This is a genomic window from Lentzea sp. NPDC037011, from assembly GCF_055607425.1.
On sequence record NZ_JBVJRT010000002.1, the window covers coordinates 769,980 to 795,611 of the forward strand.

24 protein-coding genes are annotated in these 25,632 nt (G+C 71.3%); 14 read left to right on the forward strand and 10 right to left on the reverse strand.

Annotation, left to right across the window (positions count from 1 at the left end; translation table 11 throughout):
• The first annotated feature begins 314 nt into the window (after window positions 1–314).
• Window positions 315–5,792 carry a hypothetical protein gene (locus ACZ7CH_RS08460; protein ID WP_470373439.1) on the forward strand — a complete coding sequence of 1,826 codons (5,478 nt, stop codon included), beginning with the start codon at window positions 315–317 and terminating at the stop codon, window positions 5,790–5,792.
• A complete protein-coding gene (locus tag ACZ7CH_RS08465) occupies window positions 5,789–7,150 on the forward strand; it encodes a hypothetical protein (RefSeq protein ID WP_360387900.1) in 1,362 nt (453 codons plus the stop codon). The genes ACZ7CH_RS08460 and ACZ7CH_RS08465 overlap by 4 nt, the downstream gene beginning before the upstream one ends.
• Window positions 7,151–7,195: 45 nt before the next feature.
• On the opposite strand, the gene ACZ7CH_RS08470 is transcribed toward ACZ7CH_RS08465, so the two are convergent.
• From ACZ7CH_RS08470 to ACZ7CH_RS08490, 5 genes are read right to left on the reverse strand one after another with little or no spacing between them, the layout of a single operon-like run.
• Window positions 7,196–8,053 carry an SGNH/GDSL hydrolase family protein gene (locus ACZ7CH_RS08470; protein WP_470373440.1) on the reverse strand — a complete coding sequence of 286 codons (858 nt, stop codon included), beginning with the start codon at window positions 8,051–8,053 and terminating at the stop codon, window positions 7,196–7,198.
• A 34-nt stretch (window positions 8,054–8,087) separates the two neighbouring features.
• Window positions 8,088–10,301, reverse strand: a complete 2,214-nt coding sequence (locus ACZ7CH_RS08475; protein ID WP_470373441.1) for a heavy metal translocating P-type ATPase — start codon at window positions 10,299–10,301, stop codon at window positions 8,088–8,090.
• On the reverse strand, window positions 10,285–11,184 hold the full coding sequence (locus ACZ7CH_RS08480) for a hypothetical protein (RefSeq protein WP_470373442.1): 900 nt from the start codon (window positions 11,182–11,184) through the stop codon (window positions 10,285–10,287). The genes ACZ7CH_RS08475 and ACZ7CH_RS08480 overlap by 17 nt, the downstream gene beginning before the upstream one ends.
• Complete coding sequence (locus tag ACZ7CH_RS08485; RefSeq protein ID WP_360387909.1) at window positions 11,184–11,399, reverse strand: heavy-metal-associated domain-containing protein; 216 nt, start codon at window positions 11,397–11,399, stop codon at window positions 11,184–11,186. Before ACZ7CH_RS08485 ends, ACZ7CH_RS08480 begins: the two co-directional genes overlap by 1 nt.
• Before the next feature lie 19 nt (window positions 11,400–11,418).
• Window positions 11,419–11,700 (reverse strand): metal-sensitive transcriptional regulator, encoded by a 282-nt coding sequence (locus ACZ7CH_RS08490; RefSeq protein WP_470373443.1) that lies wholly within the window; start codon window positions 11,698–11,700, stop codon window positions 11,419–11,421.
• Window positions 11,701–11,843: 143 nt separating this feature from the next.
• Here ACZ7CH_RS08490 and ACZ7CH_RS08495 point away from each other — a divergent pair, with 143 nt between their 5' ends.
• Both ACZ7CH_RS08495 and ACZ7CH_RS08500 read left to right on the forward strand, forming a co-directional pair.
• The gene (locus tag ACZ7CH_RS08495) at window positions 11,844–13,769 is read left to right on the forward strand and encodes a potassium transporter Kup (RefSeq protein ID WP_470373444.1); all 1,926 of its coding nucleotides are present in this window, start codon (window positions 11,844–11,846) and stop codon (window positions 13,767–13,769) included.
• Between the two features lie 9 nt (window positions 13,770–13,778).
• Window positions 13,779–14,363 carry a P-loop nucleotide/nucleoside kinase family protein gene (locus ACZ7CH_RS08500; RefSeq protein WP_360387917.1) on the forward strand — a complete coding sequence of 195 codons (585 nt, stop codon included), beginning with the start codon at window positions 13,779–13,781 and terminating at the stop codon, window positions 14,361–14,363.
• Between the two features lie 297 nt (window positions 14,364–14,660).
• On the opposite strand, the gene ACZ7CH_RS08505 is transcribed toward ACZ7CH_RS08500, so the two are convergent.
• Window positions 14,661–15,065, reverse strand: coding sequence for a ribonuclease domain-containing protein (locus ACZ7CH_RS08505; protein ID WP_470373445.1), 405 nt, complete (start codon window positions 15,063–15,065; stop codon window positions 14,661–14,663).
• A gap of 175 nt (window positions 15,066–15,240) precedes the next feature.
• Between ACZ7CH_RS08505 and ACZ7CH_RS08510 the strand changes: the two genes are divergently transcribed.
• The 9 genes from ACZ7CH_RS08510 to ACZ7CH_RS08550 all read left to right on the forward strand — a co-directional run bounded on the left by ACZ7CH_RS08510 (window position 15,241) and on the right by ACZ7CH_RS08550 (window position 23,105).
• Window positions 15,241–16,074: a cellulose binding domain-containing protein gene (locus ACZ7CH_RS08510; protein ID WP_470373446.1), complete on the forward strand. Its 834-nt coding sequence runs from the start codon at window positions 15,241–15,243 to the stop codon at window positions 16,072–16,074.
• 109 nt (window positions 16,075–16,183) lie between these two features.
• Window positions 16,184–16,921, forward strand: coding sequence for a protocatechuate 3,4-dioxygenase subunit beta (pcaH, locus tag ACZ7CH_RS08515; protein ID WP_470373447.1), 738 nt, complete (start codon window positions 16,184–16,186; stop codon window positions 16,919–16,921).
• The gene (pcaG, locus tag ACZ7CH_RS08520; RefSeq protein WP_470373448.1) at window positions 16,914–17,420 is read left to right on the forward strand and encodes a protocatechuate 3,4-dioxygenase subunit alpha; all 507 of its coding nucleotides are present in this window, start codon (window positions 16,914–16,916) and stop codon (window positions 17,418–17,420) included. The genes pcaH and pcaG overlap by 8 nt, the downstream gene beginning before the upstream one ends.
• Window positions 17,421–17,423: 3 nt before the next feature.
• Window positions 17,424–19,055 (forward strand): lyase family protein, encoded by a 1,632-nt coding sequence (locus ACZ7CH_RS08525; RefSeq protein ID WP_470373449.1) that lies wholly within the window; start codon window positions 17,424–17,426, stop codon window positions 19,053–19,055.
• The gene (locus tag ACZ7CH_RS08530) at window positions 19,045–19,776 is read left to right on the forward strand and encodes an alpha/beta fold hydrolase (RefSeq protein ID WP_470373450.1); all 732 of its coding nucleotides are present in this window, start codon (window positions 19,045–19,047) and stop codon (window positions 19,774–19,776) included. The genes ACZ7CH_RS08525 and ACZ7CH_RS08530 overlap by 11 nt, the downstream gene beginning before the upstream one ends.
• Before the next feature lie 14 nt (window positions 19,777–19,790).
• The gene (pcaC, locus tag ACZ7CH_RS08535) at window positions 19,791–20,135 is read left to right on the forward strand and encodes a 4-carboxymuconolactone decarboxylase (RefSeq protein ID WP_360388376.1); all 345 of its coding nucleotides are present in this window, start codon (window positions 19,791–19,793) and stop codon (window positions 20,133–20,135) included.
• Window positions 20,132–21,307 (forward strand): 4-hydroxybenzoate 3-monooxygenase, encoded by a 1,176-nt coding sequence (locus tag ACZ7CH_RS08540; RefSeq protein WP_470373451.1) that lies wholly within the window; start codon window positions 20,132–20,134, stop codon window positions 21,305–21,307. Before pcaC ends, ACZ7CH_RS08540 begins: the two co-directional genes overlap by 4 nt.
• Before the next feature lie 34 nt (window positions 21,308–21,341).
• Window positions 21,342–22,436: a winged helix DNA-binding domain-containing protein gene (locus ACZ7CH_RS08545; RefSeq protein ID WP_470373452.1), complete on the forward strand. Its 1,095-nt coding sequence runs from the start codon at window positions 21,342–21,344 to the stop codon at window positions 22,434–22,436.
• A gap of 123 nt (window positions 22,437–22,559) precedes the next feature.
• On the forward strand, window positions 22,560–23,105 hold the full coding sequence (locus ACZ7CH_RS08550) for a hypothetical protein (RefSeq protein ID WP_360387939.1): 546 nt from the start codon (window positions 22,560–22,562) through the stop codon (window positions 23,103–23,105).
• Between the two features lie 6 nt (window positions 23,106–23,111).
• Here the strand turns inward: ACZ7CH_RS08550 and ACZ7CH_RS08555 are convergent, their stop codons facing one another.
• The 3 genes from ACZ7CH_RS08555 to ACZ7CH_RS08565 form a co-directional block, all read right to left on the reverse strand.
• The gene (locus tag ACZ7CH_RS08555; protein WP_360387941.1) at window positions 23,112–23,252 is read right to left on the reverse strand and encodes a hypothetical protein; all 141 of its coding nucleotides are present in this window, start codon (window positions 23,250–23,252) and stop codon (window positions 23,112–23,114) included.
• 216 nt (window positions 23,253–23,468) lie between these two features.
• Complete coding sequence (locus tag ACZ7CH_RS08560) at window positions 23,469–23,822, reverse strand: VOC family protein (RefSeq protein WP_470373453.1); 354 nt, start codon at window positions 23,820–23,822, stop codon at window positions 23,469–23,471.
• 19 nt (window positions 23,823–23,841) lie between these two features.
• Window positions 23,842–24,768: an RNA polymerase subunit sigma-70 gene (locus tag ACZ7CH_RS08565; RefSeq protein ID WP_470373454.1), complete on the reverse strand. Its 927-nt coding sequence runs from the start codon at window positions 24,766–24,768 to the stop codon at window positions 23,842–23,844.
• 55 nt (window positions 24,769–24,823) lie between these two features.
• On the opposite strand from ACZ7CH_RS08565, the gene ACZ7CH_RS08570 reads away from it, so the two are divergent.
• On the forward strand, window positions 24,824–25,396 hold the full coding sequence (locus tag ACZ7CH_RS08570; protein ID WP_360387948.1) for a maleylpyruvate isomerase family mycothiol-dependent enzyme: 573 nt from the start codon (window positions 24,824–24,826) through the stop codon (window positions 25,394–25,396).
• A 36-nt stretch (window positions 25,397–25,432) separates the two neighbouring features.
• Here the strand turns inward: ACZ7CH_RS08570 and ACZ7CH_RS08575 are convergent.
• Window positions 25,433–25,632 (reverse strand): integrase core domain-containing protein (locus tag ACZ7CH_RS08575; protein WP_470373455.1); only part of this gene is annotated, 200 nt, incomplete at its 5' end.

A 25,632-nucleotide genomic window follows, 5' to 3' on the forward strand; every position in this document is an offset into this window, starting at 1 on the left:
GTGACAGTAGAAGGACAAAAACTGGACACCATTTTATTTGACGCCTGGTGCCGGGAGCGGATCGTGCCCACTGTGTTGAGCAGGAGTTATGTGTCCGAATCAGTCTGAGCCCGACTTTGCTGAGGGTGGTTGATCTCCTATCGCGTGATCCTTGTTCGGCGTTACGGCGGCCTTCTCGCGTCATTCAACTGACTTGTACTGCTGGCTGCATTGGGCCGTTCGAGCGCAATTGAGCCAACTGCACTGCTCCACTCAGGTGATCTTGAGTAGCGGCCTGGCCGGTTCCGTTGGAGTGAGGCGTACAACTACCCACCGTGACAGTCGTCGCCGATGTCTCCAACGAACTGCGCAGGTGGCTCAAGACGCTCGATGACGCCGACCTCGGTGTCGTCGTGGTGTTGAGCGGGCCGCTGCAAGCTGCAGCCAAGCTCTCCCACGGTGCGGTCACCACACGCCTGCCGGTGCGCCGCGAGCTCAAAGCGGTCCGCGCCTGGCTGGCCAAGGCGCACACCCACCAGCTGGCACTGGTCGCGGAGGCCGTGCTGAGCCCCGCTGCCCACTTGCTGATCCACCACCTGTCGTTCAGCGAGGCCGAGGTCGCCGATCCGACCGACGAGCAGTTGAGCGCGATGCTCGTTGGCCTCGGACAGCTGGTGGGGCGGCTGACGCTGTACGGCCTCCTGCTCGGCAACGCCAGGGCCACTCCGGCCGCCACGCGTCATCGCGACGAGCTCGAACGCGCTGTGGGCGGCGCGGCCAGGAAGACCTTGTCAGACCTCATCGGGAGCGGGGAACACCACGTGACAGACCGTGCGAGCGCCGTGGGGGACGGCTACCGGCTCGCCGAGAACGAGCTGCGGCTGACCGGGCTCCGCGACCTCGCCGCGGAGGTCTCGGCTGCTCTGCGGGCTGCGGCGCAGGTCGCCGACCGGGGAGGAGCGGTCGTCCTGACGGCGCCTCTCGAGGAGTACGCGAGCCAGCGGGAACAGTTGGTGCTGGCGCTGGACCTCCCGGAGCACGTGGAGTTCGTGGAGATCGAGGCGCGGGTGGAGGAGCTGCGCGCGGAGGAAGCCGACCGCCTGCGGGCAGAGGCCTCGGTCGCGGCGCGCGCCGAGGAGCTGCGCGGTCAGATCGCCGGCTTGGAAGCCCTGCTCGCCACTCTTCCCGAGGAGGCCAAGGCCGGACTGCTGAACAGTTTGGCGGTGCTGCACAGGGACCACGCGGCGTTGACGACCACAACGGACGCCGGCCCTGTGAGAACACCGGAGGAGAAGCCCGCGTCGGGACCGCGGCCGGACCTGGTCGCCATGACGCCGGTCGCCATGACGCCGGTCGCCGTGACGCCGGTCGCCGTGACGCCGGTCGCCGTGGCGGCCGACGAGGCGCTGCCCGAGACCGAGCCGAAGATCGTGGCCGAGCCCGTGAGCGAGCCGGAGCTCGTGCCACTGCCCCAGCCTGCGATCGAGCAGGAGACGTCCCAGTCGCCGTACGAGCTCGTTCACGGGTGGGACGAGGGCGACCCCCCGCTCGCGGTGGCGTTGACGCGTGCGGGCCGCCTCGGCGAGGCGTACTGGGTGACGGCCATGTCGGGTGAGGTCGACCGGCGCGCGTCCGCGCTGCGCTTCGCCGCCGCCGCCTACTCGGTGACGAGCAACGCCGAGGCCACAGCGGTGCTCGCGGCACTCGACCTCGGCGCACGGGAACTGAGCGAGGACCCGGAGGCCGCCGTCGTCGTGACCACGGCTGCGCTGCGGGCCGGCCTGGTGGCGGGCTGGGGGCACCCCCTGCTGGCTCAGCTCGAAGACGACCTCCCGTTGCCCGCGCCGTGGAAGACGCTGGTGGAAGCCTGCGTCGCCGCTGTGCGCCGTGAGTACCGGGTCGACTTCGAGGTCGGGCTGGTGCAGCCCGAGGAGGACGTGCACGAGGCACGGGCGGAGCTGGGCAGGCGGGCAGCCGTGCTGCTGGAGGAACTGCCCAGGCGCAAGAACAACTACCAGCGCGCCACCAGGGTGCTGCAGCGGCTGATGGTGACCGGACAGCCCTTGTGGAGCGCACTCACGGTGGTGGTCGACTGGGGACGGGGAGCGCCGAACGGGCAGGCGGTGTCCGACCTGGTCGCCGAGCTCGCCGCACCGGACGCCGTCGAGCAGATGATCGAGGCCGCCGACGCCGAAATGCGCACCCCCAAACAGGCTCGGGTACCGATCGTCGCCACGGCCTTGCGCACACTGCAACGTGCCATCGAGGAGGTCAGGGCGGTCGTCCAGGAGGCGGACGCGGTGAACCGCCGGCTGACCGCCGCCGAGGCCGACGACGCAGCTCTCGGGGCGAAGGTCCTCCGCGAAGCGGCGGCGGCCGGTGCCGCGGAGGTCCCGCCGGGCATGGTGGGCGCTGCGGTTTCGTTGCTGCGCAGCTGGCTTGAGTCGACCACGACCGCGGTCTGGACCGGTTTCAGCGCCGACGAGCCACCGCTGCCCGGTGGGGAACCCCGCATCGCGGAGCCGAGCGTCGACGTCCTCCTGCCGCTGCCGGACCTGCCCCGCGACCAGAACGGCCGCCCCGACCAGGAGGACCCGCGCACATCGGGCGTGCTGGCCAGGCTCGCCGAGCCGCTCGACCTGGACGCGGTGGTCCAGTCCTACTGCGACACCGGCGACCTCCGCAGTGCGCTGAAGGTGGTCGAGCTGGCCGAAGCCGGTTTCTGGCGAGAGAGCGAGGTGGCGGCCGCAGCGCGCGAGAAGGTCGCGGCAGCGAGGGAGACGCTCACCCGGCAGTTCCGCGGCGAACTGATGAAGGCGCAGGAGCTGTTCGCCAGGGTGCGCACCCAGAACCTCCTCGACCAGGACGAGGAAACGGTGGTGCACGGCCGCTTGGTCGCACTGGGCACCGTGCGCGACGACCGGTTCGACGAGGCCGCACGCCACGTGCGCGACCTGGTCGCCGACCTGCTGGCGAAGCAGCGGTCGTGGGTCGCCGAGCTGCGTGCGGAGCTCGCCGCGTTGAAGCTCGCGGACGAGGACGAGCGGCGGGTGACCGCGTTGCTCGACGACGACGACACCGTGACCGCTGCGGAGTTCCTGGCGTTCCTGCGCGAGGGCAAACCGCTGCCGGAGCACGCCGAGCTGATCGGTCACGACCTGAAGTCGTTCGCCGCGGTGCTGGCGGACGGTGCGGGGCGCGGCCTCGCGGCCCCGCAGACCGGTGCGGCGCCGTGGGCCAGGCTGGTGGTGCGCGACGGTGCGCCCGCCGAGCTCGGCCGGGTCGGTGTGCGGGCGTGGGACTCGTTGACGGACAGCAGACGGCACGGCAACGACGCGCTGCCCGGAGTCGTCAAGGACATCCTGCGCACCCTCGGCCTCAACTCCTCGGTCCGGCCGCGCGAGTACCAGCTGCGGCAGAGCCGCGGCTTCCGGAAGTTCCGCGTGCAGGGCGTCCCGAGCGACGGGTCCTACGTGTCGGTGCTCGGGTCCGCCGCCTCCGAGTTCACCGTGACCGTGGTGGTCGAGGAACGCCGTGGGCGGTCCGTCCTCGACGTGCTCGGTGCGGAGGAGGCAGGCCGGGCCAACATCATCCTGTACCTGCACCCGATGGACCTGTCCGCGCGGCGCCGGCTCGCGGCACAGGCCGTCAACTCCGCGGTGCAGGCGCTGGTGGTGGACCCCGCGGTGTTCGGCTGGGTCGCCGCGACGGCGCCGGGCTCGTGGAAGGCCACGCAACGCGTCACGCTGCCCTGGACGGCGCTGAGCCCCTACACGCCGTTCGTCGCGGGTCTGGTGCCGCCGGAGGTGTTCGTCGGCCGGGCCAAGGAGATGGCCGAGGTGATCGACCCGAACGGCGGCTTGTTCGTCTACGGCGGCCGGCAGCTCGGCAAGTCCGCCCTGCTGCGCCGGGTGGAGGCCACGTTCAACGCGGTGGTGGACCAGCACGCCATCTACCTCGACCTGAAGGGCCGCGGCATCGGCGAGGCGGAGCCGGCGGGACGGATCTGGCGCGAGATCGTCGTCGAGCTCAAGGAACGCGGTGTGCTGACGTCGAAGGTGCCCGCGGACGTCTCCGCGGACGACGTGGTCACGCAGGTGCGGGCGTGGCTCGCCCACAGCCCGGGCAAGCGGCTGCTCCTGCTGGCGGACGAGGCCGATGCCTTCCTGACCGCGGACTCGCGCGGCGTGCCGACGGCGAGCGGTGTGGCGACCTTCTCGAACGTCTCGCGGCTCAAGGACCTGATGGAGTCCACCGAGCGCCGGTTCAAGGTCGTGTTCGCCGGTCTGCACCAGGTGCAGCGGTTCAGCGACCTGTCGAACGTGCCGCTCGTGCACGGCGGACCGGACATCCTGGTCGGTCCGCTCGCTCCCGCCGACGCGCGGCGGCTGGTCACCGAGCCGCTCGCGGCGCTGGGGTACACCTTCGAACAGCCGGAACTGGTGTGGCGCCTGCTCGCGGCGACCAACTACCAGGCGGGTCTCATCCAGATCTTCTGCGAGGAGCTGGTGCGCACCCTGCACAGCCGGGGTTCGCAGCTGCAGGACGTGCCGGTGCAGATCAGGGAAAGTGACGTCGAGGCCGTCGCCGCGAGTGACCGGGTGCGGGCGCGCATCGCCGAACGGCTGCGCATCACGATCAACCTGGAGGACCGCTACCGGGTCCTGATGCTGATCGTCGCCCTGGAGAGCCTGAAGGACTCGTTCAGCAGCAACTACGGCGCTGACGAGCTCCTCGGGCTGGCCAGGGAGCGCTGGCCGGCGGGCTTCGACGACATGACGGTCACCCAGACCAGGATCCACCTCGACGAGATGGTGGGACTCGGGCTGCTCATCCGGTTGTCCGGGCAGGACCGGTTCGCCGTGCGCAGCCCGAACGTGGTCAACATGCTCGGCACGAAGTCGGACCTGAGCCGTGAGCTGGAGGAGACCGACTTCGACCTGCCCTACCAGTACAACCCGCGCGACGCGCGCAGGTTGCTCGCGGTCGACGAGCAGGGAACCGAGTTCAGAAGCCCGCTCACCGAGGGGCAGCTGTCGGAGCTGACCGGTCCCGCCACCGCCGTGTCGGTCGTCGTGGGCTCCCTTGCGCTCGGGATCGACCGCGTCGCCGACGCCATCAAGAACTACGTCGAGGTCCGCAGCCTCAACATGGACGTGTGCAGGTCCGGCAACGACGTGACCAAGACACTGCAGGCCGTTGCCCGTCGCAGGCGCCGCACGGTGGTCGTCGCGGACCTCAGGGGCAAGTCGCCGGGGGAGGTGAAGCGCGCGCAGCAGATGCTGACCGAGGCACCGGTCACGGCGGTTCTGGTGCTGGAACGGGACGAGGCGGAGAAGCTCGGCGCCGACGTGGTGCGGCTCACGCGCTGGACGGCCGGCAGCCTGCGCAGTTGGCCGGAGTGCCCGTTCGACGTGCTGGCCGCCAGGACGAGGCTGATCGAGGCGACCGGCGGCTGGCCGGAACAGGTGGAGAACCTGATCAGCGTGGTGCGCAGGGGCCGGACCAGGGAGCAGGCGGTGGAGCTCGTGCTGCGCAACGCCGCCGACCCCGGCTGGGCGGCCAAGTTCCTCGAACGGGCGGGGGTGAGCGCCGGTCTGCGGGAGCGGATCGGAGTGTGGGTCGAGTACTTCGACCCCGGTGACTCCGTGTCGCCCGCGGACGTCGCGGCCGCACTGGAGATCGATCTCGCCAGTACGACGGAGCTGTTGGAGGAGCTCGCGGAGCTGGAGGTGCTCGACGAGGGCAGTTTCGGCGTCTCCCTCGACCGGATGGTGCACCGCTGTCTCGCGACGTTGTGCGCGTCGTCATGAGACCGGCGTGGGAGCTGGCGGCGTTGCCGGGGCCGCAGGCACACCTCGAGGCGGTGTCGAACGACTTGGCCGACGGGTTCACCTGCGTCTGGGTGCTGCCGGACGAGCTGGTCGAGAGGGGAGCGGCCGACGACCTCGTCGACCTGCTGAGCGGGTGGGTGGACAGCGTGCGGGTGCAGGCGCCGCAGCGGCGCCGCGTTCCGCCGCCGGAGGCTCGCCGCAGGGACCCGGTCGCGAACCTGCCCTCGTGGGCTCAGCAGAGCCTGGGACTGCTGGAACACGACGACGAGCCGCCGTTCGCGGTCCCGGCGGAGGTGGACCGGCCGGTGGAGACGGTGGTGGACAAGCTGTGCGAGCTGTTCGAGATCTCGCCCGAGGGTGATCCGCTGACCCGGCTCGTGCGGCACGACCAGGTCGCGGGCAAGGTGCTCGTCCTGTGCGGGTGGGACGGCTGGGACGTGGCGGATCTGGGGACCTGCGTCACCAGGTTCACCGCCGTGCTGAAGGAGCACGGCGTCTCGCCGGAGCTCAGGCCGCGGCTGCTGGTGGTCGTGAAGGCCGACGACGTTCCCCCGTCGGCCCAGAACGGTGCCGACCCGCTCACGACCAGGGTGCACTGGTGGTGGGACGTGTTCGGGCGACTGGACACCGCGACCGTCGCCGCTGCCGTGCGCAGGCAGTCGCGCTGGCGGAGCTCCAAGGGCAGGGCACGCGCGTTGCGCGAGCAGGTCGCCACCGAGGTGCTGGTCGAGGTCGCCGGACCCGACCTGCTGCTGGCCGACCACCTGGCCCGCTGGTGGGACGGTCGAGTGGGCACCCTCCTGGAACAGGTGGAGGCGTTGCCGTACGACACGGCCGACGACGTCCTGCCGGTGACCGTGGACGGCCGCGCGGACGGCGTACGTCCTCCCCACGCGCTCAGAGCCGCCTGGCGCAGAGGTGTTCTGGACAGGTGGGACGGGAGGGTGCGGGTGAGTCCGGCGGCGAAGGTGGCCGCCGCCGAACGCGGCAGCCTCGAGACACTGGTCTGGCGTGGACAGAGCCGTGTGCTCACCCCGATCGTGGACGACTGCCGGGCGCGGCTGGAGAAGGCGTTGCGCTCCAAGGCGTCGAAAGCAGTCGTCGAGGAGATCGAGCGCGGGCAGGACTTCACCGAGCGCCGCCGTACCAGGGACGGCACGCTGGAGCTGGGCTCCATGGCGTGGGCGGTCGGCACGGGCCGGGTGCGGCTGTCCCAACCGGACACCTCGCTGCTGTTCCAAGCCCGGAACGTGCGCAACGCCCTGGCCCACCTCTGTCCGCTCACCGACGAGGAGGTCGACGGTCTGGCCGCGGTGCTCCCGGAGTCGCTGTGGTGAGCGTTCGGGCCTGTGCCGCCGCCGTCGCCGTGCCTGCCGGAGAGCTCAGCGGGCCGCGCTGACCGCCTCCGCGATGGCCCTGTGCCCAGCCGGAGTCGGGTGCACGTCCGTCCGGTCGCAGAAGTACGTCAGCGAGCACACCTGCGCCACGGACGCCGGAACCGCCCCGTACTTCGGGTCCTGCGTCGTCTGCGTCAGCGGCTGGTAGGCCCCGGTCGCCTTCGTGACGTCCGCGAACTTCGCCCCGAACTTCCCGTACTCGGCCGCCAGCACGCCGTTGAACTGCTCGAACATCGACACCGACAGGCGGGCGAGGTTCTTGCCGTCGGGGAACGACGGGTTCACCCACGCGCCGAGGAACACGTCCGGGTAGGTCAGGCCCACGATCGTCGTGTCCGGGGCCGCGGCGCGGAGCTTGGTCAACGCGGCGACGACGTTCGCGCGGACGTCGGTGAGGGTGCGGTTCGCGCACTCCAGGGGTTGCCGGTCGAGGGCGCACGGGGTCAGGTCGTTGCCGCCGATCACCACCGTCACCAGGTCGACCTCCTTGCCGCGCAACGTCTCCACGGCCGCATCGAGCTGGGTGCGGCCGCCCGCGTCCGGGCCGCAGGCCGGCTTGGTGGCGAGGTCGGCCGAGGTCGCGCCGTTGCAGGCGAGGTTGACCAGCCGCAGGCCGGACTGCCGGGCGACCAGGGAGGCGAAGCTCTCGCCGGTGGTGCCGCCGGGGCCGAAGCCGGTCGCGTACGAGTCGCCGATCGACACGTGGACCTTCTCCGCAGCCGAGGCCGAGGCCGACGCGGACGACGGTGGTGGCGCGCTGGAGGTGGGGGAGGGGGCGGGTGGGGGAGTCGAGCAGGCCGTGAGCGCTACCAGCACCACCGCTGCCCAAGCCGGCTTCCGCACACCCGCCCCTTCCACTCGTTCGGCGGTTCCCAGGCTACGCGAACCGGCGCAACCGCAGGCTGTTGCTCACCACGAACACCGACGAGAACGCCATCGCCCCGCCCGCGATCATGGGGTTGAGCAGGCCCAACGCCGCCAGCGGCAGTGCCGCGACGTTGTAGGCGAACGCCCAGAACAGGTTGCCCTTGATCGTGCTGAGCGTGCGCCGCGACAACCGGATCGCGTCCACGGCGGCGGTCAGGTCGCCGCGGACCAGCGTGAGGTCGGCGGCCTCGATCGCCGCGTCCGTGCCGGTGCCCATCGCAAGCCCCAGGTCGGCTTGGGCGAGGGCGGCGGCGTCGTTCACGCCGTCGCCGACCATCGCCACGACGCGGCCCTCGTCCTGCAACCTCTTCACGACGTCGACCTTGTCGGCGGGCAGCACCTCGGCGACGACCTCGTCGATGCCCACCTCGGCCGCCACGGCACGGGCCGCGGCCTCGTTGTCGCCGGTCAGCAGCACCGGCCGCAGCCCGAGCGCGCGCAGGCCCCTGATCGCCGCGGCGGAGGTGGGCTTCACGGTGTCCGCGACCACCAGCACGCCGCGCGCCTCGCCGTCCCACGCCACCAGCACCGCCGTGCGGCCCTGCTGCTCGGCCTCGCGCCGGGCGTCGGCCAGCGACGACGGCACCCGCACGCTCCGGTCGCCGAGCAGGCGCGACCGCCCGACCAGCACCGCGTGCCCGTCCACGACGCCCTGGACCCCGAGGCCCTCCAGGTTGCGGAAGTCCTCGACGGCGGGCACGTCACCGGCGGCGACGGCGATGGCCTTCGCGATCGGGTGCTCCGAGGCGTGCTCCAGCGCTCCGGCCAGCCGCAGCACCTGCTCCTCGGTCTCGCCGTCCGCGACGTGCACGCCCACCAGGCTCATCCGGCCGGTCGTGACGGTGCCGGTCTTGTCCAGCACCACCGTGTCCACCCGCCGGGTCGACTCCAGCACCTCCGGTCCCTTGATGAGGATGCCGAGCTGGGCGCCGCGACCGGTGCCGACGAGCAGCGCGGTCGGCGTGGCCAGGCCCAGCGCGCACGGGCAGGCGATGATCAGCACCGCCACCGCCGCGGTGAACGCCGCACCGGTGCCGCCGCCCGTGCCGAGCCAGAAGCCCAGCGTGCCCACGGCCAGCGCGATCACGATCGGCACGAACACCGCCGAGATCCGGTCCGCGAGCCGCTGCACCTCGGCCTTGCCGTTCTGCGCGTCCTCGACCAGCCTCGCCATCTGCGCGAGCTGCGTGTCCGCGCCGATGCGGGTGGCCCGCACGACCAGCCGCCCGCCCGCGTTGACCGTGGCGCCGACCACCGCGTCACCGGGGCGCACCTCGACCGGCACGGACTCACCGGTGAGCATGCTCGCGTCGACCGCGGAGCTGCCCTCCTCGACGACGCCGTCGGTGGCGATCTTCTCGCCGGGCCGCACCACGAACCGGTCACCGGCCCGCAGCTCGTCGGTGGGGACGCGGACCTCGCGGCCGTCGCGCAGCACCGCGACGTCCTTCGCGCCGAGCTCCAGCAGCGCCCTCAGCGCCGCACCCGCCCGCCGCTTCGAGCGGGCCTCGAAGTAGCGGCCGGCCAGGATGAACGTCGTGACGCCCGCCGCGACCTCGAGGTAGATGTTGCCCGCACCCGAGGTGCGTTCGACGGTGAACGTGAACGGGTGCGTCATGCCGGGAACACCGGCGGTGCCGAGGAACAACGCGTACAGCGACCACAGGAACGCCGCGACCACGCCGATCGAGATCAACGTGTCCATCGTCGCCGCGCCGTGCCGCAGGTTCGTCCACGCCGCCTTGTGGAACGGCCAGGCCGCGTACACCGCGACCGGACCGGCCAGCGCGAGCGACAGCCACTGCCAGTAGGTGAACTGCAGCGCGGGGACCATCGCGAGCACGACCACCGGCACGGTCAGCACGGTCGAGGTGACCAGCCGCTGCCGCAGCGGCGCCAGCTGGTCCACCGCCTCGGCCGGCTCCGCGTCCGCGGGAGCAGCGGGCAGCTCCGCGGTGTACCCGGTGGCCTCGACGACCTTCACCAGGTCGGCGGGCGTGCACCCGTCCGGGTAGCTGACCCGCGCCTTCTCGGTCGCGTAGTTGACCGAGGCCTGCACGCCGTCGAGCCTGTTGAGCTTGCGCTCGATCCGCGCGGCGCAGGAGGCGCAGGTCATGCCACCGATCGAGAGCTCGATCCGGTTCGCCTCAGTTGCCGTGGTCATGGCCGTCCCCCTCTCCCGTCGTGATCGTGAACTCGGCGGTGCGGACCACGCCGTCGTGCCGGAAGTCCAGGAACAGCCGGTACGTCCCGGCCGTCGGCACCTCCACCGCGAACCTCACCCGCTCCCCGTCCTCCGGGTGCACGTGCAGGTACGCGAGGTCCGCGGCCCGCAGCGCGACCAGGTGGCCCCTGGCCCCGAGGTAGGGCTGCAGGTCGGTGACCGGCCGCCCGTCCTTCACGACCGTGACGGCCACCGCGGACGCCGCACCCGCGGTGAGCGTCCCGTCCAGGGTTACCTCGTACCCGTCGACCGTGAACGTCCTGCTGTCGTGGTGGTACCGCTTCGGCTGGTAGTCGCCCGCGACCTGCACGTCCGTGCCCAGCGTCAGCTTCGGCCCGCCCTCCGGCCGGAAGTCGGCGAACACGCGGTAGCTGCCCGGCTCGGTGAGCTGCAGCGGCCACGACCACGTGCCGTCCGCCGCCATCTCCGGGTGCACGTGCCGGAACCCGGACCCGTCGCGGCGCACCGCGACCAGGTGCAGCCGCTTCTCGTGCTCGACCGCGAACCGCGTGACCGGCTTGCCGTCCGGCCCGGTGATCCGGAAGCTCCGGTCACCCGTCACCAGGGTGTACCCGCTGTCCGAGACGGACAGTCCGGGCGGGACGGCGCCGGGTGCCTTCTCACCCGTGTCGCCGTGGGTGTTGCCGTGGGTGTTGCCGTGGGTGTTGCCGTGACCGGCGGCGTCCGTGCCGTCGCCGGTGTGCGCCGTCGCCGGTTCCGGCGGTGGCGGTGTGGTGCCGGTCGCCGCGCCCGCTGCCCAGGTGCCGCCGAACACGGCGGCCAGCGCCAGCCCGTACGCGGCGACCCCGTACCCGGTCCTCATCAGGCCACCAGCTCGTAGCCGGCCTCGGTGACGGCCGCGCGCACGTCGTCGAGGGCGAGCGGCGCGCTGCTGGTGACCGTGACCTGTCCGGTCGGCAGGTCGACCGCCACGGCGCCGACGCCGTCGATCGCGCTGACCTCCTCGGTGACCGAGGTGGCGCAGTGGCCGCAGGTCATGCCCTTGACGGTGTACGCGGTGGTGACGGACTCGTTCATGGTTTCTCCTCGTTCCAGGTCAGGAGCGAACCAGGCGTGCGATGGCGTCGCCGGCCTCCGCGATCTTCGCGTCGGCCGTCGTCCCGCCCTCGGCGATGGCCTGGCTCACGCAGTGCTTGAGGTGCTCGTCGAGCAGCCCCAGTGAGACCGCCTGCAACGCCCGAGTGGCTGCGGAGATCTGGGTGAGCACGTCGATGCAGTACTCGTCGTTCTCGATCATCCGCGCAAGGCCGCGGACCTGCCCCTCGATCCTCCTGAGGCGGCGCAGGTGGGAAGCCTTGTTCTCGGTGTAGCCGTGCACGTCCCGCTCCTTCTCCGGCCACCGCGCGGCCGGCCGTGCTGCCGGGGGCGCGGTGAGCGCTCACCGCATTTATACCCCAGGGGGGTATGGGTATGTCAAAGTTCTGTTCGGCAGGCGGTGGTCCGCACGGCTATCGTCCGCTCGTGAGTGATCGACAGGTGGCGGCCCGCACCGGGCTCGCGCACGACACCGCACGGCTCGCGGTGGTCGTCGGGGCGCTCGGCGTCGTGTTCGGCGACATCGGCACGAGCCCGATCTACACGATCCAGACCGTGTTCAACCCGGCCGACCCGCACCCGGTGCCGGTGGACGCGAACAACGTCTACGGGGTCGTGTCGCTGATCTTCTGGTCGGTCACGATCATCGTGACCGTCACGTACGTGCTGCTGGCGATGCGCGTCCACAACGACGGCGAGGGCGGCATCATGGCCCTCATCACGCTGCTGCGCCGGTGGAAGTCGAAGCAGGGCCGCAAGGCCGCCGCCACGCTCGCCGCGTTCGGCATATTCGGCGCCGCCCTGTTCTTCGGCGACAGCATGATCACCCCGGCGATCTCGGTGCTGTCCGCCGTCGAGGGGCTGAAGATCGTCGAGCCGGAGCTGGGCGAGTTCGTCGTGCCGATCACGGCGGTGATCATCGTCGGGCTGTTCCTGGTGCAGCGCAGGGGAACGGCGGTGGTCGGCCGGGTCTTCGGGCCGGTGATGATCGCGTGGTTCACGGCGATCGGCGCCGCGGGCGTCGTCGGCATCACGAGCCACCCGGAGATCCTCAAGGCGTTGTCACCGACGTACGCGCTCGGGTTCTTCTTCGGGCACTTCCACATCGCGTTCTTCGCGCTGGCCGCGGTCGTGCTCGCGGTCACCGGCGCCGAGGCGCTCTACGCGGACATGGGGCACTTCGGGCGGCCCGCGATCGCCCGCGGCTGGCTGCTGCTCGTGTTCCCGGCGTGCGTGCTGAGCTACATGGGTCAAGGTGCGCTGGTCCTGGCCGACCCGGCCAACATCAGCGGCCCGTTCTTCCTGCTGGTGCCGGAGTGGGGCCGGTGGCCGATGGTGGTCCTCGCGACGGCGGCGACCGTGATCGCGTCACAGGCGGTGATCACCGGCGCCTACTCGGTGGCCTCGCAGGCGGCGCAGCTCGGGTACCTGCCGCGGCTGCGGATCGCGCACACCTCGGAGTCCACGATCGGCCAGATCTACGTGCCGTGGATCAACTGGGTGCTGATGGTGTCGGTGCTGACGCTGGTGTTCGCGTTCCGCTCGTCGGCGGCGCTGGCGTTCGCGTTCGGCATGGCGGTCACCGGCACGATCACCATCACCACGACGCTGTTCCTGTTCCTCGCGCGCTGGAAGTTCGGTGCGCCCGTGTGGGCGATCGCACTGGGCTGCGTGGTGCTGCTGGGCGTGGACCTGCTGTTCCTCGCCGCGAACCTGACCAAGTTGCTGCACGGCGCGTGGCTGCCGCTGCTGATCGCCCTGACCGCGTTCACCGTCATGACGACGTGGCAGCGCGGCCGGTCCATCGTGACGAAGGCCAGGCAGAACGCCGAGGGCTCGCTGCAGGAGTTCGTCGACGAGCTGCGCGAGCGGTCGCTGGTCCGCGTCCCCGGCACGGCGGTGTTCCTCAACCGCGGCAAGCAGACCGCCCCGCTGGCGTTGCGCGCCACCGTGGAGCACAACCAGGTGCTGCACGAACGCGTGCTGATCGTGTCCATCGAGACCGAACCGGTGCCGCGCGTGCCGTCCGACCGCCGGGTAGACGTGGACGACCTCGGGCACGGCGACGACGGCATCATCCACGTGAGCGCGCGCTTCGGGTACATGGAGACCCCGGACGTGCCGGCCGCGCTGGCGTTGCTGACCTCCGAGCAGACCGAGGGCACCCTGGACCTCGACCGCGCCTCGTACTTCCTGTCGAAGATCGAGCTGCAACGCGGCACGGCACCGACGATGGCGGGCTGGCGCAAACGCCTGTTCGTGGCCACCTCGTACATCACCGCGGACGCCGCTGAGCACTTCGGTCTACCCCGAGAGCGAACAGTGATCATGGGAGCGCGGATCGAGGTATAGCGTCGCTCCATGACGCCGGGGGAGATCGCCGAACGGGCACTGGAGAGGTACCTGGCGCTGCCACCGACCACCGCGCGGCCGACGGTCGTGCTGGTGGCGGGCATCCCGGGCGCCGGCAAGAGCACCCTGGCCGAGGGCCTGGCCCGGCACCTGCGCGCCCCGGTGTTCTCCGCGGACTGGGTGATCGGCGCCCTGGTTCCGTTCGAGGTGCTGACCGACGACAACGCCTGGCACGTGGTCGACACGAGCATCGCCGCCCTGCTGGCCCGGCAGGTGCAGCTGGGCGTGGACGTGGTCCTCGACCTCACCGCCCACACACGCGAAGAACGCGCCCGCCTGCGCACCCTCACCGAACGCCTCGGCGGCGTGTTCGCCGGCGTCGAGTGCGTGTGCTCCGACGAAACCGTGCACCGCCAACGGGTCGAAGGCCGCGACCGCGGCATTCCCGGCTGGCGCGCAACGGTTCCGTGGGAGCACGTGCAGCGCATGCGCGGCCTGTGGGAGGACTGGCCCGAGGACCACCTCGTGGTCGACTCGGCCGCCGCCACCGCGCAGGAGTGCCTGAAGCAGGCGCTCACCGCACTGGGCAGGTAGGTGAGGCAGCCTCCAGCCGTCGCCGCGGGGGGATTCGAGAACGACTGGAGGCGAGTACGGGGGTCGGTGCGGCGGTCGCCTCTCGGCGAAAGGCACAACGAGGCTCCAGCCGGACGGTAATCCTCGAAGGCGGTTAGATGAGGCCCGGGGGACACGGACCGCACCGACCATCCTGTACAACGGACGACCGGGCCGGGAGATTCCCGTGGGGCAGTGGGCTGCGCCACGTCCGTGGACGTGGGGTGGGTCACCTGCGAACGGGCGCTGCGGTGTTCGCCGCAGCGCCCGGCACGGACCTCAGTACACCAGGTAGAAGTCCGCGTAGTGGTTCGGCGAGAAGTAGACCTGGCCGCTCGTGCGGTCCACCACGATCCGGGCCGCGTCCCGTGCCGCCCCGCCCGCCCGCGGGTACACGTCGAACTCCTGGTAGCGGTGCCCGGCCGGCAGCTGGCCGTCGCGGTTGTAGTAGGTGCCGCCGGCGAAGTTGCACCGGCCGTCGGGCCAGTTGTTCCAGCCGCGGGTCGAGGGATAGCCCTTCGACTCCCAGATCGAGTCGGCGGAGCGGGCCGCGGCGCAGCCGGAGATGCCGCAGGACTGGTAGACGCGGGCGTCGGCGGCAGGGGTGGCGAAGACCAGCAGTGAGGCGACGACGGCGAAGGCGGCGAGCAGGCGGTGAGTCCAGTGCGGTTGCAGGGTGTGCACTTCAGACCTCCATCAGCGGGGTGCGGACCTCGTGATCATGTCCACCGATCATCAAGACGGGGTGAACGGCGGGCGACCGGGGGTGCAACTAATGCTGTGACCACGGCTGATCGCCACAGTCGATCAAGTCCGAACAGGTGATTGCGTGGCTAGCGTGCAGCGATACGGTCGTCCAATGGCAGCACGAAAGCACTTCCTGGTGCTGTTGGCCCTGCTCACCGCCGCCTGCACCGCAGAGGTGGCGTCCGTTCCGCACCCGGCGGCGTCGCCGGCGAACACGCGTTCGTCGGTGAGCGACGAGCAGCCGCCGGTCCGGGTCGTGGCGGTCGTCGACGGGCGCACGGTCGAGCTCGCGGACGGCACGAAGGCGCGCATCTCCTACCTCGCGGAACCGAGCGGCTGCGGCGGCGAGGCGGCCCTGGAGTTCGCCAGGAAGACGTTGCAGGACAAGGAGGTCCGGGTCAGCAGCATCACGCCTGGCGAGGTCAGCCTGGTGCTGGAGGACGGCACGGACTACGCGTTGCTGGCGGTGCGCAGCGGCGTGGCGCGCACGACCGGTGTGGACGGTGGGCCGTTGACGCAGGCGGAGGGCGACGCGGCCCAGGGCAAGATCGGCCTGTGGTCGCTGGAGTGCGCGACAGTCGCCCCGCCGCCGCCTCCCGCACCCTCCACGACGACCCCGCCGCCGCCGCCCTGCGCGGTGACGTACCGGGTGACCAGCCGGTGGCCCGGCGCGTTCCAGGCCGAGGTGACCGTGCGCAACGTCAGCGGTGTGCTGATCAACGGCTGGACGTTGCGGTGGCGCTTCACCGACGGCCAGACGGTGAGTCAGATGTGGAACGCGAGCCACGTTCAGGACGGCGCGGTCGTGAGCGCCACCAACGCCGACTACGCCGCGCTGATCACACCGAACGGGTCGATCTCGATCGGCTTCAACGGCGCCGCGACCGGGGCGAACAGCGCGCCGACGGCGTTCACGCTCAACAGCGCGCCCTGCCGCACCGACTGAGCGGGCCGCCCACCGGGGGCCGTCACGAGGCGGCGCAGTCCGCAGCGGCTTCCGGTGAGTGGAAAGCCGGACTCGACTACGAGCGCCGCTGATCTCTAGCGTGCAGTGGGTGACGACCAGCCAGCACGAGATCAGCGACGAGATCGCGAAGATCAAGGCCGACTCACCGGGGGGTGCGCCGCTGCTGGACTACCCGCCCTACCGCAGCTCCCTGCTGCGCCACCCGACCAAGGAGCCGCGGCACGCCGACCCCGAGGGCGTCGAGCTGGTCGCGCCGGTCTTCGGGCACTCCGACGTGGCGCCGGTCGAGGCCGACCTGACCGTGCAGCGCGGCGGGGAACCGATCGGGGAGCGCATCCGCGTGCGCGGCCGGGTCGTCGACGGGGACGGGCGGCCGGTGCGCCGTCAGCTCGTGGAGATCTGGCAGGCCAACGCCTCCGGCCGCTACTCCCACCAGGGCGACCTGCACCCGGCGCCGCTCGACCCGAACTTCACCGGCGTCGGCCGCTGCCTCACCGACGACGACGGCTGGTACGACTTCACGACGATCAAGCCGGGCCCGTACCCGTGGCGCAACCACCACAACGCCTGGCGGCCGGCGCACATCCACTTCTCGCTGTTCGGCACGGACTTCACCCAGCGGCTGATCACGCAGATGTACTTCCCCGGCGACCAGCTGCTGGCGCTGGACCCGATCGCGCAGTCCATCACCGACCCCGCAGCCCTCGACCGGCTCATCGCCTCCTACGACCACTCGCTGTCCGAGCACGAGTGGCTGCTCGGCTACCGGTGGGACATCGTGTTGACCGGTAGCCACGCCACCCACCTGGAGGCCTCCGATGACTAGCGCGACCCCCGGCCAGACGGTCGGGCCGTTCTTCCACCACGCGCTGGCGTACCCCGGTGACAGCGAGCTGGTGCCGTTCGGCGCGGCGGGATCGGTGCTGCTGCACGGGTACGTCCACGACGGCGCGGGCGCCCCGGTGCCGGACGCGATGATCGAGATCCGTCAGGCCGACGCCACCGGTGCCGTACCCGAGAGCGAGGGGTCGCTGCGGCGCCGCGGCTCCGCCTTCACCGGCTGGGGCCGGTCCTGCACCGACCGGACGGGCCGCTACTGGTTCAGCACCGTCGAACCCGGTGGCCCGGCGCCGTTCTTCGCGGTGGCGGTGTTCGCCCGCGGCCTGCTGGACCGGTTGTTCACGCGCATCTACCTGCCCGGCACCGACGGCGCGGTGGACGGCCTCGTGGCGCGGCGCGAGGACGACGGCGGGCTGCGGTTCGACATCCACCTGCAGGGCGAGAACGAGACGGTGTTCTTCTCGTTCCCCCGGCACCGGAGCTGACGCGTGCTGCCGGGGTCCCACCGGGCGGACAGCGACCTCGTCCGCGCGATGGTGCGGGTCGAGGTCGCGTGGGCGCGCGTGCTCGGCTCCGACATCGAGCCCGCCTTGCGGGACTGGACGCCCGAGCTGGACCCCGTCGAGGTCGAGGCGGCCGGGAACCCGGTGCTGCCGTTGGTCACCGCACTGCGCTCACGGGTCCCGGCCCCGGTCCACACGGGACTGACGAGCCAGGACGTCCTGGACACCGCGCTGGTCCTGCTGGCACGCGACGCGGTTGCGCGGGTGCGGGCGGACCTCGTACGGGTGGCATCGGCACTGGCACGGCTCGCGGACGAGCACCGGTCCTCGGTGATGGCCGGGCGGACGCTGACGCAGCACGCCGTGCCGATCACGTTCGGGCTCAAGGCGGCCCGGTGGCTGGACTCCGTGCTGGACGCGCTCGCGGACCTGGAGGGGGTGCGGTTCCCGGTGCAGTGCGGGGGAGCGGCCGGAACGCTGTCGCGGGCGGCGCTGCGGGCCGACCCGGTCGAGGCCGCCGCGGCTTTCGCGCGTGAGCTGGACCTGGAGTGGCCGGGCCTGCCGTGGCACACGCAGCGGGCACCGATCACGCGCATCGGCGACGCACTGGTGCGGGTGACCGACGCGCTCGGAGTGTTCGCGGCGGACGTGCTGACGCTGGGCCGGCCAGAGATCGGCGAGGTGCGCGAGGCCCCGGTCGCGGGTCGCGGTGGGTCGTCGACCATGCCGCACAAGCAGAACCCGGTGCTCGCGGTGCTGGTGAACAGCGCGTCGCTGCGGGCGCCGGGGCTGGGCGCGCAGCTGCACCTGTGCGCCGCGCGGGCGGTGGACGAACGACCGGACGGCGCTTGGCACGCGGAGTGGCCCGCGCTGCTGGGGCTGGTGGAGCTGACCGTGGTGGCGGCGTCGCAGGCGGCGGAGCTGGCCGAGGGGTTGCGGGTGTTCCCCGAGGTGATGGCGCGGCGGGTGGCGGAGGTCGCCGCGGATCTGCTGGCTGAGCGGGGTGGTGACGGGGAACCGGGCGGCTACCTCGGGGCTGCGGGGGTGTTCGTCGATCACGTGCTGCGGCGGTGTGCGGAGTCGCTGGCGTTGGGAGTGTTGCCGGTGGGCGGTGCTGGGGTGGGCGTGGCTGGGGCGGGCGCGGCTGCAGCGGAGCCGGCGTCGGTGCGCGCGGCTTCAGCGGGCCCGGTTGGAGCGGGCGTGGCTGGGGCAGAACCGGCGTCGGCGAACGTGGCTCCAACGGAACCGGAACCAGTAGCTGCAAGTGCGGCTTCGGCGGAGCCAGCTCCAGCGGATGCGGCCGGGGCGGACGCGGCTCGGGCGGACGCGGCTCAAGCGGACGCCGCGGCGGACGTGGCCTCCACAGGCGCGGCTCCAGCGAACGCTGCTCCGGCGGGCGCAGCTCCAACGGATGCTTCTCCGGCGGACGCAACCTCTGCGGGCGCAGCTCCAGCGGACGCGGCCTCGATAGACGCTGCCTCAGCGGACGCCATCCCAGCAAACGCCGCCCCACCAATCGCGGTCCCAGCCGAATCGATTCCGACTGGTCCCCCTCCAGGGGGCGCGCAAGTCCCCACTCCCATCATCTCAAAGGGGTCTGACAACAATGGCGGTTGAACTCACCCTGACCCGCCTCGCCGGCACCGAGAACTCCCAGCGCCTGCTGATCGTCGGCCCGTCCCTGGGCTCCTCGGTGTCCCAGCTCTGGCGCACCTGCGCCGAGCAGCTGGACGACGTCGAGGTGATCGGCTGGGACCTGCCCGGCCACGGCAACGGCAAGAACGCGACCGGGCCGTTCACGGTGCAGGACATCGCAAACGCACTGGAAAGGCCCACGCCAGACCGCCCCACCGCCTACGCCGGCGTCTCCTTCGGCGGCGCGGTGGGGCTCGAGCTCGCCACGAAAGGTGTCTTCGACCAGGTCTTCTGCATCGCCGCGGCCTCCAGGATCGGCGACCCCATGATGTGGCACGAGCGCGCCGAGCTCGTCCGCAGGGCGGGCACCTCCGTCCTGGTCGAGGGCGCTTCACGGCGCTGGTTCGCGCCGGGCTTCATCGACCGCGAACCGGCCGTGGCGGGTGCCATGCTGCGTGCCCTCACCGAGGTCGACGACGACTCCTACGCCTGGGCCTGCGAGGCACTTGCCGGGTTCCAGGCCGAGGAGGTGGAACGGTCGGTCCACGCCATCGCCGGACGGCACGACGTCGTGGTGCCGCCCGAGGCGATGGAGCAGCTGAACGCCGCGTCGTTCCACGTCATCGAGGACTGCGGCCACCTGCCGCCGGTCGAGAAGCCGGGAGCGGTGGCCGGTGTGCTGGCCGGGGAGTGGGCGAAGTGAGCTACGACGACGGCATGAAGGTGCGCCGGGAGGTGCTCGGTGACGCCCACGTCGACCGGGCGTCGGCGCCGGACGAGTTCACCGCCGACTTCCAGCAGTTCATCACCACCTACGCCTGGGGTGAGGTGTGGACGCGGCCGGGGCTCGACCGGCGGATGCGCAGCGCGATCACGCTCACCGCGCTCATCGCCAGGGGGCACTGGGACGAGCTCGCGATGCACGTGAAAGCAGCGCGGCGCAACGGACTGTCCACAGAGGAGATCAAGGAAGTCCTGCTGCAGAGCGCGATCTACTGCGGGGTCCCGTCGGCCAACCACGCGTTCGCTGTCGCGCGGCGTGCCCTTCAGGAGGAGATGTGAGCGTGACGCGCACCCAGGTCGGCATCGTCGGCGCTGGGCCCGCCGGGCTGATGTTGTCGCACCTGCTGTCGCTGCACGGGATCGACAGCGTCGTCGTCGACAACAGGTCCCGCGTGGAGATCGAGAACACCGTCCGCGCCGGCATCCTGGAGGCCGACAGCGCGCGGCTGCTCGTCGACTCCGGCGTGTCCGACCGGGTGCTGCGCGAGGGGCACCCGCACGAGGGCATCGACCTGCGGTTCAACGGGGAGAGCCACCGCGTCGACTTCCGGGCGCTGGTGGGCGAGTCGGTGTGGCTGTACCCGCAGACCGACGTGTTCGTCGACCTCGCGAACGCCCGCGAACGCGACGGCGGCGACGTGCGGTTCGGGGTGCGCGACACGGCCGTCGACGTCGACGAGCCGGCGATCTGCTTCACCGACGGCGACGGCGTCCGCCAGGAGGTGCGGTGCGACCTGCTCGTCGGCGCCGACGGGTCGCGGTCGACCTGTCGCGCCCAGGTGCCGCAGGTCGAGCGCACGCACTACTTCCGTGAGTACCCCTTCGCCTGGTTCGGCATCATCACCGAGGCACCCAAGAGCGCGCCCGAGCTCGTCTACGCGCACTCGCCGCGCGGGTTCGCGTTGATCAGCCAGCGCACCGAGACCCACCAGCGCATGTACTTCCAGTGCGACCCCGAGACCGACGCGGCGGCGTGGTCGGACGAGCGAATCTGGGAGGAGCTGCAGGCCCGCGTCGCCGGGCCGGACGGCTTCACCCTCAAGGAGGGGCCGATCACCGAGCGGACCGTGCTGAAGTTCCGGTCGTTCGTCGCGGAACCCATGCGCCACGGCAGGCTGCTGCTCGCCGGCGACGCCGCGCACACCGTTCCGCCGACCGGTGCCAAGGGCCTCAACCTGGCGCTCGCCGACGTGAAGGTGCTCGCCGAGGTGATCGAACGCGCACTGCTCAAGGCCGACGACGACGCGCTCGACGAGTACGGGCCCCGCGCGCTGGGCCGGGTGTGGAAGGCACAGCACTTCTCCTACTGGATGACGTCGATGCTGCACACGCTGCCCGGCGCGGCCGAGTTCGACGTGCGCCGCCAGCTCGGGGAGCTGCAGTCGATCGTCGACTCCGAGGCGGGACGGCGGCTGCTGGCCGAGGGCTACACCGGCTCCTGGCCGGCTTGAGCGGGACTGGAGCCGCGAGGCGCACACTGCCGCGGTGGACATCGCCGCACTGCGCCTCGCCAACCAGCGGATCGGCACGTACGCCACGGCCGAGGCCGCCGTCCGCGCGCTCGGTGCCGTCCAGGCCCAGGACTACGGCCAGTCGCTGTGGGCACTGGGCCTGCGCACCGAACCGGGGGTGAGCGCCGACGTCGAGGAGGAGCTGCGCGCCGGGAAGATCGTCCGCACCTGGCTGATGCGCGGCACGATCCACTACGTGCTGGCCGAGGACGTCGGCTGGATGCTCGACCTGTTCGGCGCGCGCGACCTCGCCAAGCTCACTCCGAAGGCGTGGCAGTACCACCGGATGACGCCCGAGCTGATGGCGTTGGCGCGCAAGACGTTCGTGAACGCGCTCAGCGGCGGCGGGTGCCTGACCCGGCGCGAGATGATCGAGCTGATGGCGGGCGTGGGCATCCCCGACGACCGGCAGCAGAGCTACTTCACGTTCATCCACCTCGCCCAGGAGGGCTTGGTCGTGCCCGGCCCGCCACGCGGCAAGGACCAGACGTTCGTGCTGCTGGAGGAGTGGGCGCCGCACCAGCGGTCGCTCGCCGGGGACGAGGCGCTCGCCGTGCTGGCGCAGCGGTTCTTCACCAGCCACGGCCCGGCGACCGTCGCCGACTTCGCGAACTGGGCCGGCATCGGCCTCAAGCAAGCCGTACGCGGGCTGGAGCCGGTGCGCGGCGAGCTGGTGCGGGAGACCTTCGACGGCAAGGAGTACTGGCTGCCGCCGGACCTCGAACCGGCCACCGGCACCTACCTGCTGCCCGCCTACGACGAGCTGGTCATCGGCTACCGGGACCGCGCCGCGTACTTCACCCGCTACGACGAGATCCCGATCTCCACCTACAACGGCATGTTCTACGCGACGATCGTCGAGGACGGCCAGATCGCCGGGCTGTGGAAGCGGGTGCTGAAGAAGACCTCCGTGGACGTGGAGCTGCGGCCGCTGCCCGGCTTCGACGTGGACGCGCTGGCCGAGCACACCCGGCGGTTCGGCGAGTTCCTCGGGCTGCCGGTGCGGACGGTCGTGCGCGACGCACCGGAGGCCGGGTCGTCGAAGGTCAGCTGGCGGTCCCGCAAGTGACGTGACCGGCTGAGGCCGGTGTACGCAAACTGACGTAGACGGGATCAGAGCACGAGCGGATGATGCGGTCGCTGCGAGCGGCGAGAGTGGGTGCCGACACCACGACCGAGGGAGCACACCGCGATGACCACCACCCGCAAGCTCAGCGGCCGTGCCCGCAAAGCCGTGCTGCTCGTGCACGTCCTGGCGGCAGCGGCCTGGCTCGGCATCGACCTGGCACTGGGCATCCTGATCGTGATCGCCCTGTCCACAACGGACACGACCACGGCGGGCATCGCCATCCAGGCAGTGGACATGTTCGCGATCTGGCCGATGCTGGGCGCCAGCGTCGTGTGCATGGTCTCGGGCGCCGTCCTCGGCCTGGGCAGCAAGTACGGGCTCGTGCGCTACTGGTGGGTGGCCGTCAAGCTCGTGCTGAACGTCGGCATGAGCCTGCTGATCGCCTTCGCCCTGCGACCGGGAGTGCAGGAGGCGGCCCGCATCGGCACCCGCGTGCTGGCCGGTGACCCGGCCGCGGTGCTCCCGTCCGGCCTGCTGCCCCCGGTGGTGGTGGCACCGACGTTGCTGCTGGTCGCGTACGTGCTGTCGGTGTTCAAGCCGTGGGGACGAATCCGGCGGACGGCATCCTCGGCGAAGGGCGAGCGCCGGGACCTCGTCGGAGCGGCCTGACACCGGCTACCGCAGCCACTCCAGCACCAGTGCCGTCCGCTCCGACACCCTCGCCAACGGGGCCAGCTCCGGATCGTGCAGCCCACGGTCAAAGTTCGCGCGGTAGAGCCGCAACGAGTTCGCCCGCGACGCCGGATCAGCGTACATCTCACCCTCGTTGCTGCCCAGGCGCCTGTAAGTACCTCCAACTCGACATCGACAAGCACTTTGCTACCACCAACAGCACCGCTGGCCGTCTGCAGATCCAGGTCCGGTTCGACGGCGACGACCATGTTGGTGGTAGTTGGCGGCGATCCGATCAAGGGTTGGCGGTACTTGCAGACGCCTTCGGCAGCAAGGAGGGCAAGGCTGCCGATCAGGTGCTCAGAGCTGCTGGGTCAGGTTCACGGGGTTTCCGTCCGGATCGAACACGTGCGCCACCCGCTGCCCCCACGGCATGTCGTTCGACGGCCCCCGCACCCGCCCGCCGGCGGCCTCGACCACGGGCAGCAGCGCGTCGACGTCCTCGACGCCCACGCTCAGCACGATGCGCGGGGCCGCGGTCAGGTCGGCGTCCTCCGCCACCAGTCCGAGCTCGGCGTCCCCGAGCCGCAGCGTCGTGGAGAACACCGCACCGGTCGCCGGGTACCTGGCCACCTCGGTCGCACCGAAGACCTGCTCGTAGAACGCCTGCATCGGCCCCGGGTTCGGCGTCACGATGATGGGCTGGATCGTCATGGGAGCTCCTTTCGTCCACTCACCTACGGGACGGCGCGCCGGAACTCATCGGTGCATCGAACAACGGCAGGAAGTCCTCGACGTTGAGATACGTGCACGCACCCGTGACCAGCCCGTCGCGCACGTCGAGGAACACCAGCCCGAACGGCCGGTCCAGGCCCGGCCGCAGCTGCCAGTACGCCGGCGACCCGTTCGCCGCGACCGGCACCAGCCACGCCCCCTCGCACGGCGAACCAGGCGCTTGCAGCACCGCCGCCATGGCGTCCCGTCCGCGGATCCACCAGCTGAACGGCGGCATCGACATCGTGGCGTCCTCGTGCAACAACGCCACCAACGCGCGCATGTCGTGCCGTTCGAACGCATCGCAGTACCGGCGGAGCAGCTCCTTCTGCGTCGCGTCCGCCGGGTCCACCGCCTCACCGGGATCGGTGGTGCGCACCGTCGCCCGCGCCCGTTGCAGCGCGCTGTTGGCCGCAGCGACCGAGATGTCCAGCAGCTCGGCCACCTCCGCTGCCTGCCACGCCAGCACGTCGCGCAGGATCAGCACCGCGCGCTGCCGTGCGGGCAGGTGCTGCAACGCCGCCACGAACGCCAGCCGCACCGTCTCCTTGCGGATCGCCTGGTCCTCCGGCAACACCCTGTGGTCCGGCACCGGCTGCACGAACACCCGCTCGTGCAACGGCGCCCCGAGCTCCCCGCCGGCCGGTCCCAGGTCCACGGCCAACGCACGCCGTTGCGGAGAACGCTGCATGTCGATGCAGATGTTGGTCGCGATCCGGTACAGCCACGTGCGCAGCGACGCGCGCGAGGCGTCGAAGCTGTCGTAGGCCTTCCACGCGCGCACGAGCGTCTCCTGCGCGGCGTCCTCGGCCTCGAAACCGGAGCCGAGCATGCGGTAGCAGTAGCCGGTCAGCTCGACCCGGAACGGCTCCAGCGCCTCGATCACGCGCACGACCCTACGCGGACCGATGAGTTCTCGTCGTCCCTTCCGTACGACGTGCATGGACATCAAGGACGTGGTGGCCGCCGAACGGCGCGACCAGGCAGAACTGCTCGAATCCCTCACGCAGCAGCAGTGGGACTCCGCAAGCCTGTGCGCAGGCTGGCGCGTGAAGGAGGTCATCGCCCACACGACGCTCCCGTACCGCAGCTCACCGGGCCGCATCCTCAAGGAGGTGCTGAAAGCCGGCGGCAGCTTCAACCGCGCCTCCGACCGCATGGCCAGGCAGGACGCCGCGCAACTGTCCCCGCGGCAGCTCCTCGACACCCTGAAGGCCAACGTCCACCACCCCTGGACCCCACCGGGCGGCGGGCCCGTCGGCGCGCTCTCGCACGACGTCATCCACGGCCTGGACGTCACGGTCGCGCTCGGACTCGACCGGAAGGTGCCGCTCGACCGGCTGCGGCTCGTGCTCGACGGGGTGAAGCCCGGTCACGTCCGGTACTTCAAGTCCGACGTGAAGGGCAGGGAGCTGGTCGCCACCGACCTGGACTGGACGTTCGGCGCGGGGACGCCCGTCCGCGACGAGGCGCAGAACCTGCTGCTCCTCGTCTGCGGGCGCAGGCTGCCCTGAGGGTCTAGGTGTACTGATTCGTGACGTTGTTGATGTCTAGGCGGTCAGTCGGGTGATGGGTGGCTGGCCGCCGAGGGCGGTGTGGGCGCGTCGTGTGTTGTAGTGGTGGACCCAGCTGGGCAGGGCGGCCAGGCGGTGGTCGTTGCCGGTCCAGGCTCGGGCGTAGGCGAACTCGGTTTGCAGGGTGCGGTTGAAGCGTTCGGCTTTGCCGTTGGTCCAGGGGCAGCGGGGTTTGG

What these genes read in the sequence shown, in the direction of transcription:
- ACZ7CH_RS08465 (WP_360387900.1), top strand. Translation starts at nt 5,789, where the DNA reads ATGAGACCGGCGTGGGAGCTGGCGGCGTTGCCGGGGCCGCAGGCACAC.
- ACZ7CH_RS08475 (WP_470373441.1), bottom strand. Translation starts at nt 10,301, where the DNA reads ATGACCACGGCAACTGAGGCGAACCGGATCGAGCTCTCGATCGGTGGC.
- ACZ7CH_RS08480 (WP_470373442.1), bottom strand. Translation starts at nt 11,184, where the DNA reads ATGAGGACCGGGTACGGGGTCGCCGCGTACGGGCTGGCGCTGGCCGCC.
- ACZ7CH_RS08485 (WP_360387909.1), bottom strand. Translation starts at nt 11,399, where the DNA reads ATGAACGAGTCCGTCACCACCGCGTACACCGTCAAGGGCATGACCTGC.
- ACZ7CH_RS08500 (WP_360387917.1), top strand. Translation starts at nt 13,779, where the DNA reads ATGACGCCGGGGGAGATCGCCGAACGGGCACTGGAGAGGTACCTGGCG.
- ACZ7CH_RS08510 (WP_470373446.1), top strand. Translation starts at nt 15,241, where the DNA reads ATGGCAGCACGAAAGCACTTCCTGGTGCTGTTGGCCCTGCTCACCGCC.
- pcaG (WP_470373448.1), top strand. Translation starts at nt 16,914, where the DNA reads ATGACTAGCGCGACCCCCGGCCAGACGGTCGGGCCGTTCTTCCACCAC.
- ACZ7CH_RS08530 (WP_470373450.1), top strand. Translation starts at nt 19,045, where the DNA reads ATGGCGGTTGAACTCACCCTGACCCGCCTCGCCGGCACCGAGAACTCC.
- pcaC (WP_360388376.1), top strand. Translation starts at nt 19,791, where the DNA reads ATGAAGGTGCGCCGGGAGGTGCTCGGTGACGCCCACGTCGACCGGGCG.
- ACZ7CH_RS08550 (WP_360387939.1), top strand. Translation starts at nt 22,560, where the DNA reads ATGACCACCACCCGCAAGCTCAGCGGCCGTGCCCGCAAAGCCGTGCTG.
- ACZ7CH_RS08555 (WP_360387941.1), bottom strand. Translation starts at nt 23,252, where the DNA reads ATGTACGCTGATCCGGCGTCGCGGGCGAACTCGTTGCGGCTCTACCGC.
- ACZ7CH_RS08560 (WP_470373453.1), bottom strand. Translation starts at nt 23,822, where the DNA reads ATGACGATCCAGCCCATCATCGTGACGCCGAACCCGGGGCCGATGCAG.
- ACZ7CH_RS08570 (WP_360387948.1), top strand. Translation starts at nt 24,824, where the DNA reads ATGGACATCAAGGACGTGGTGGCCGCCGAACGGCGCGACCAGGCAGAA.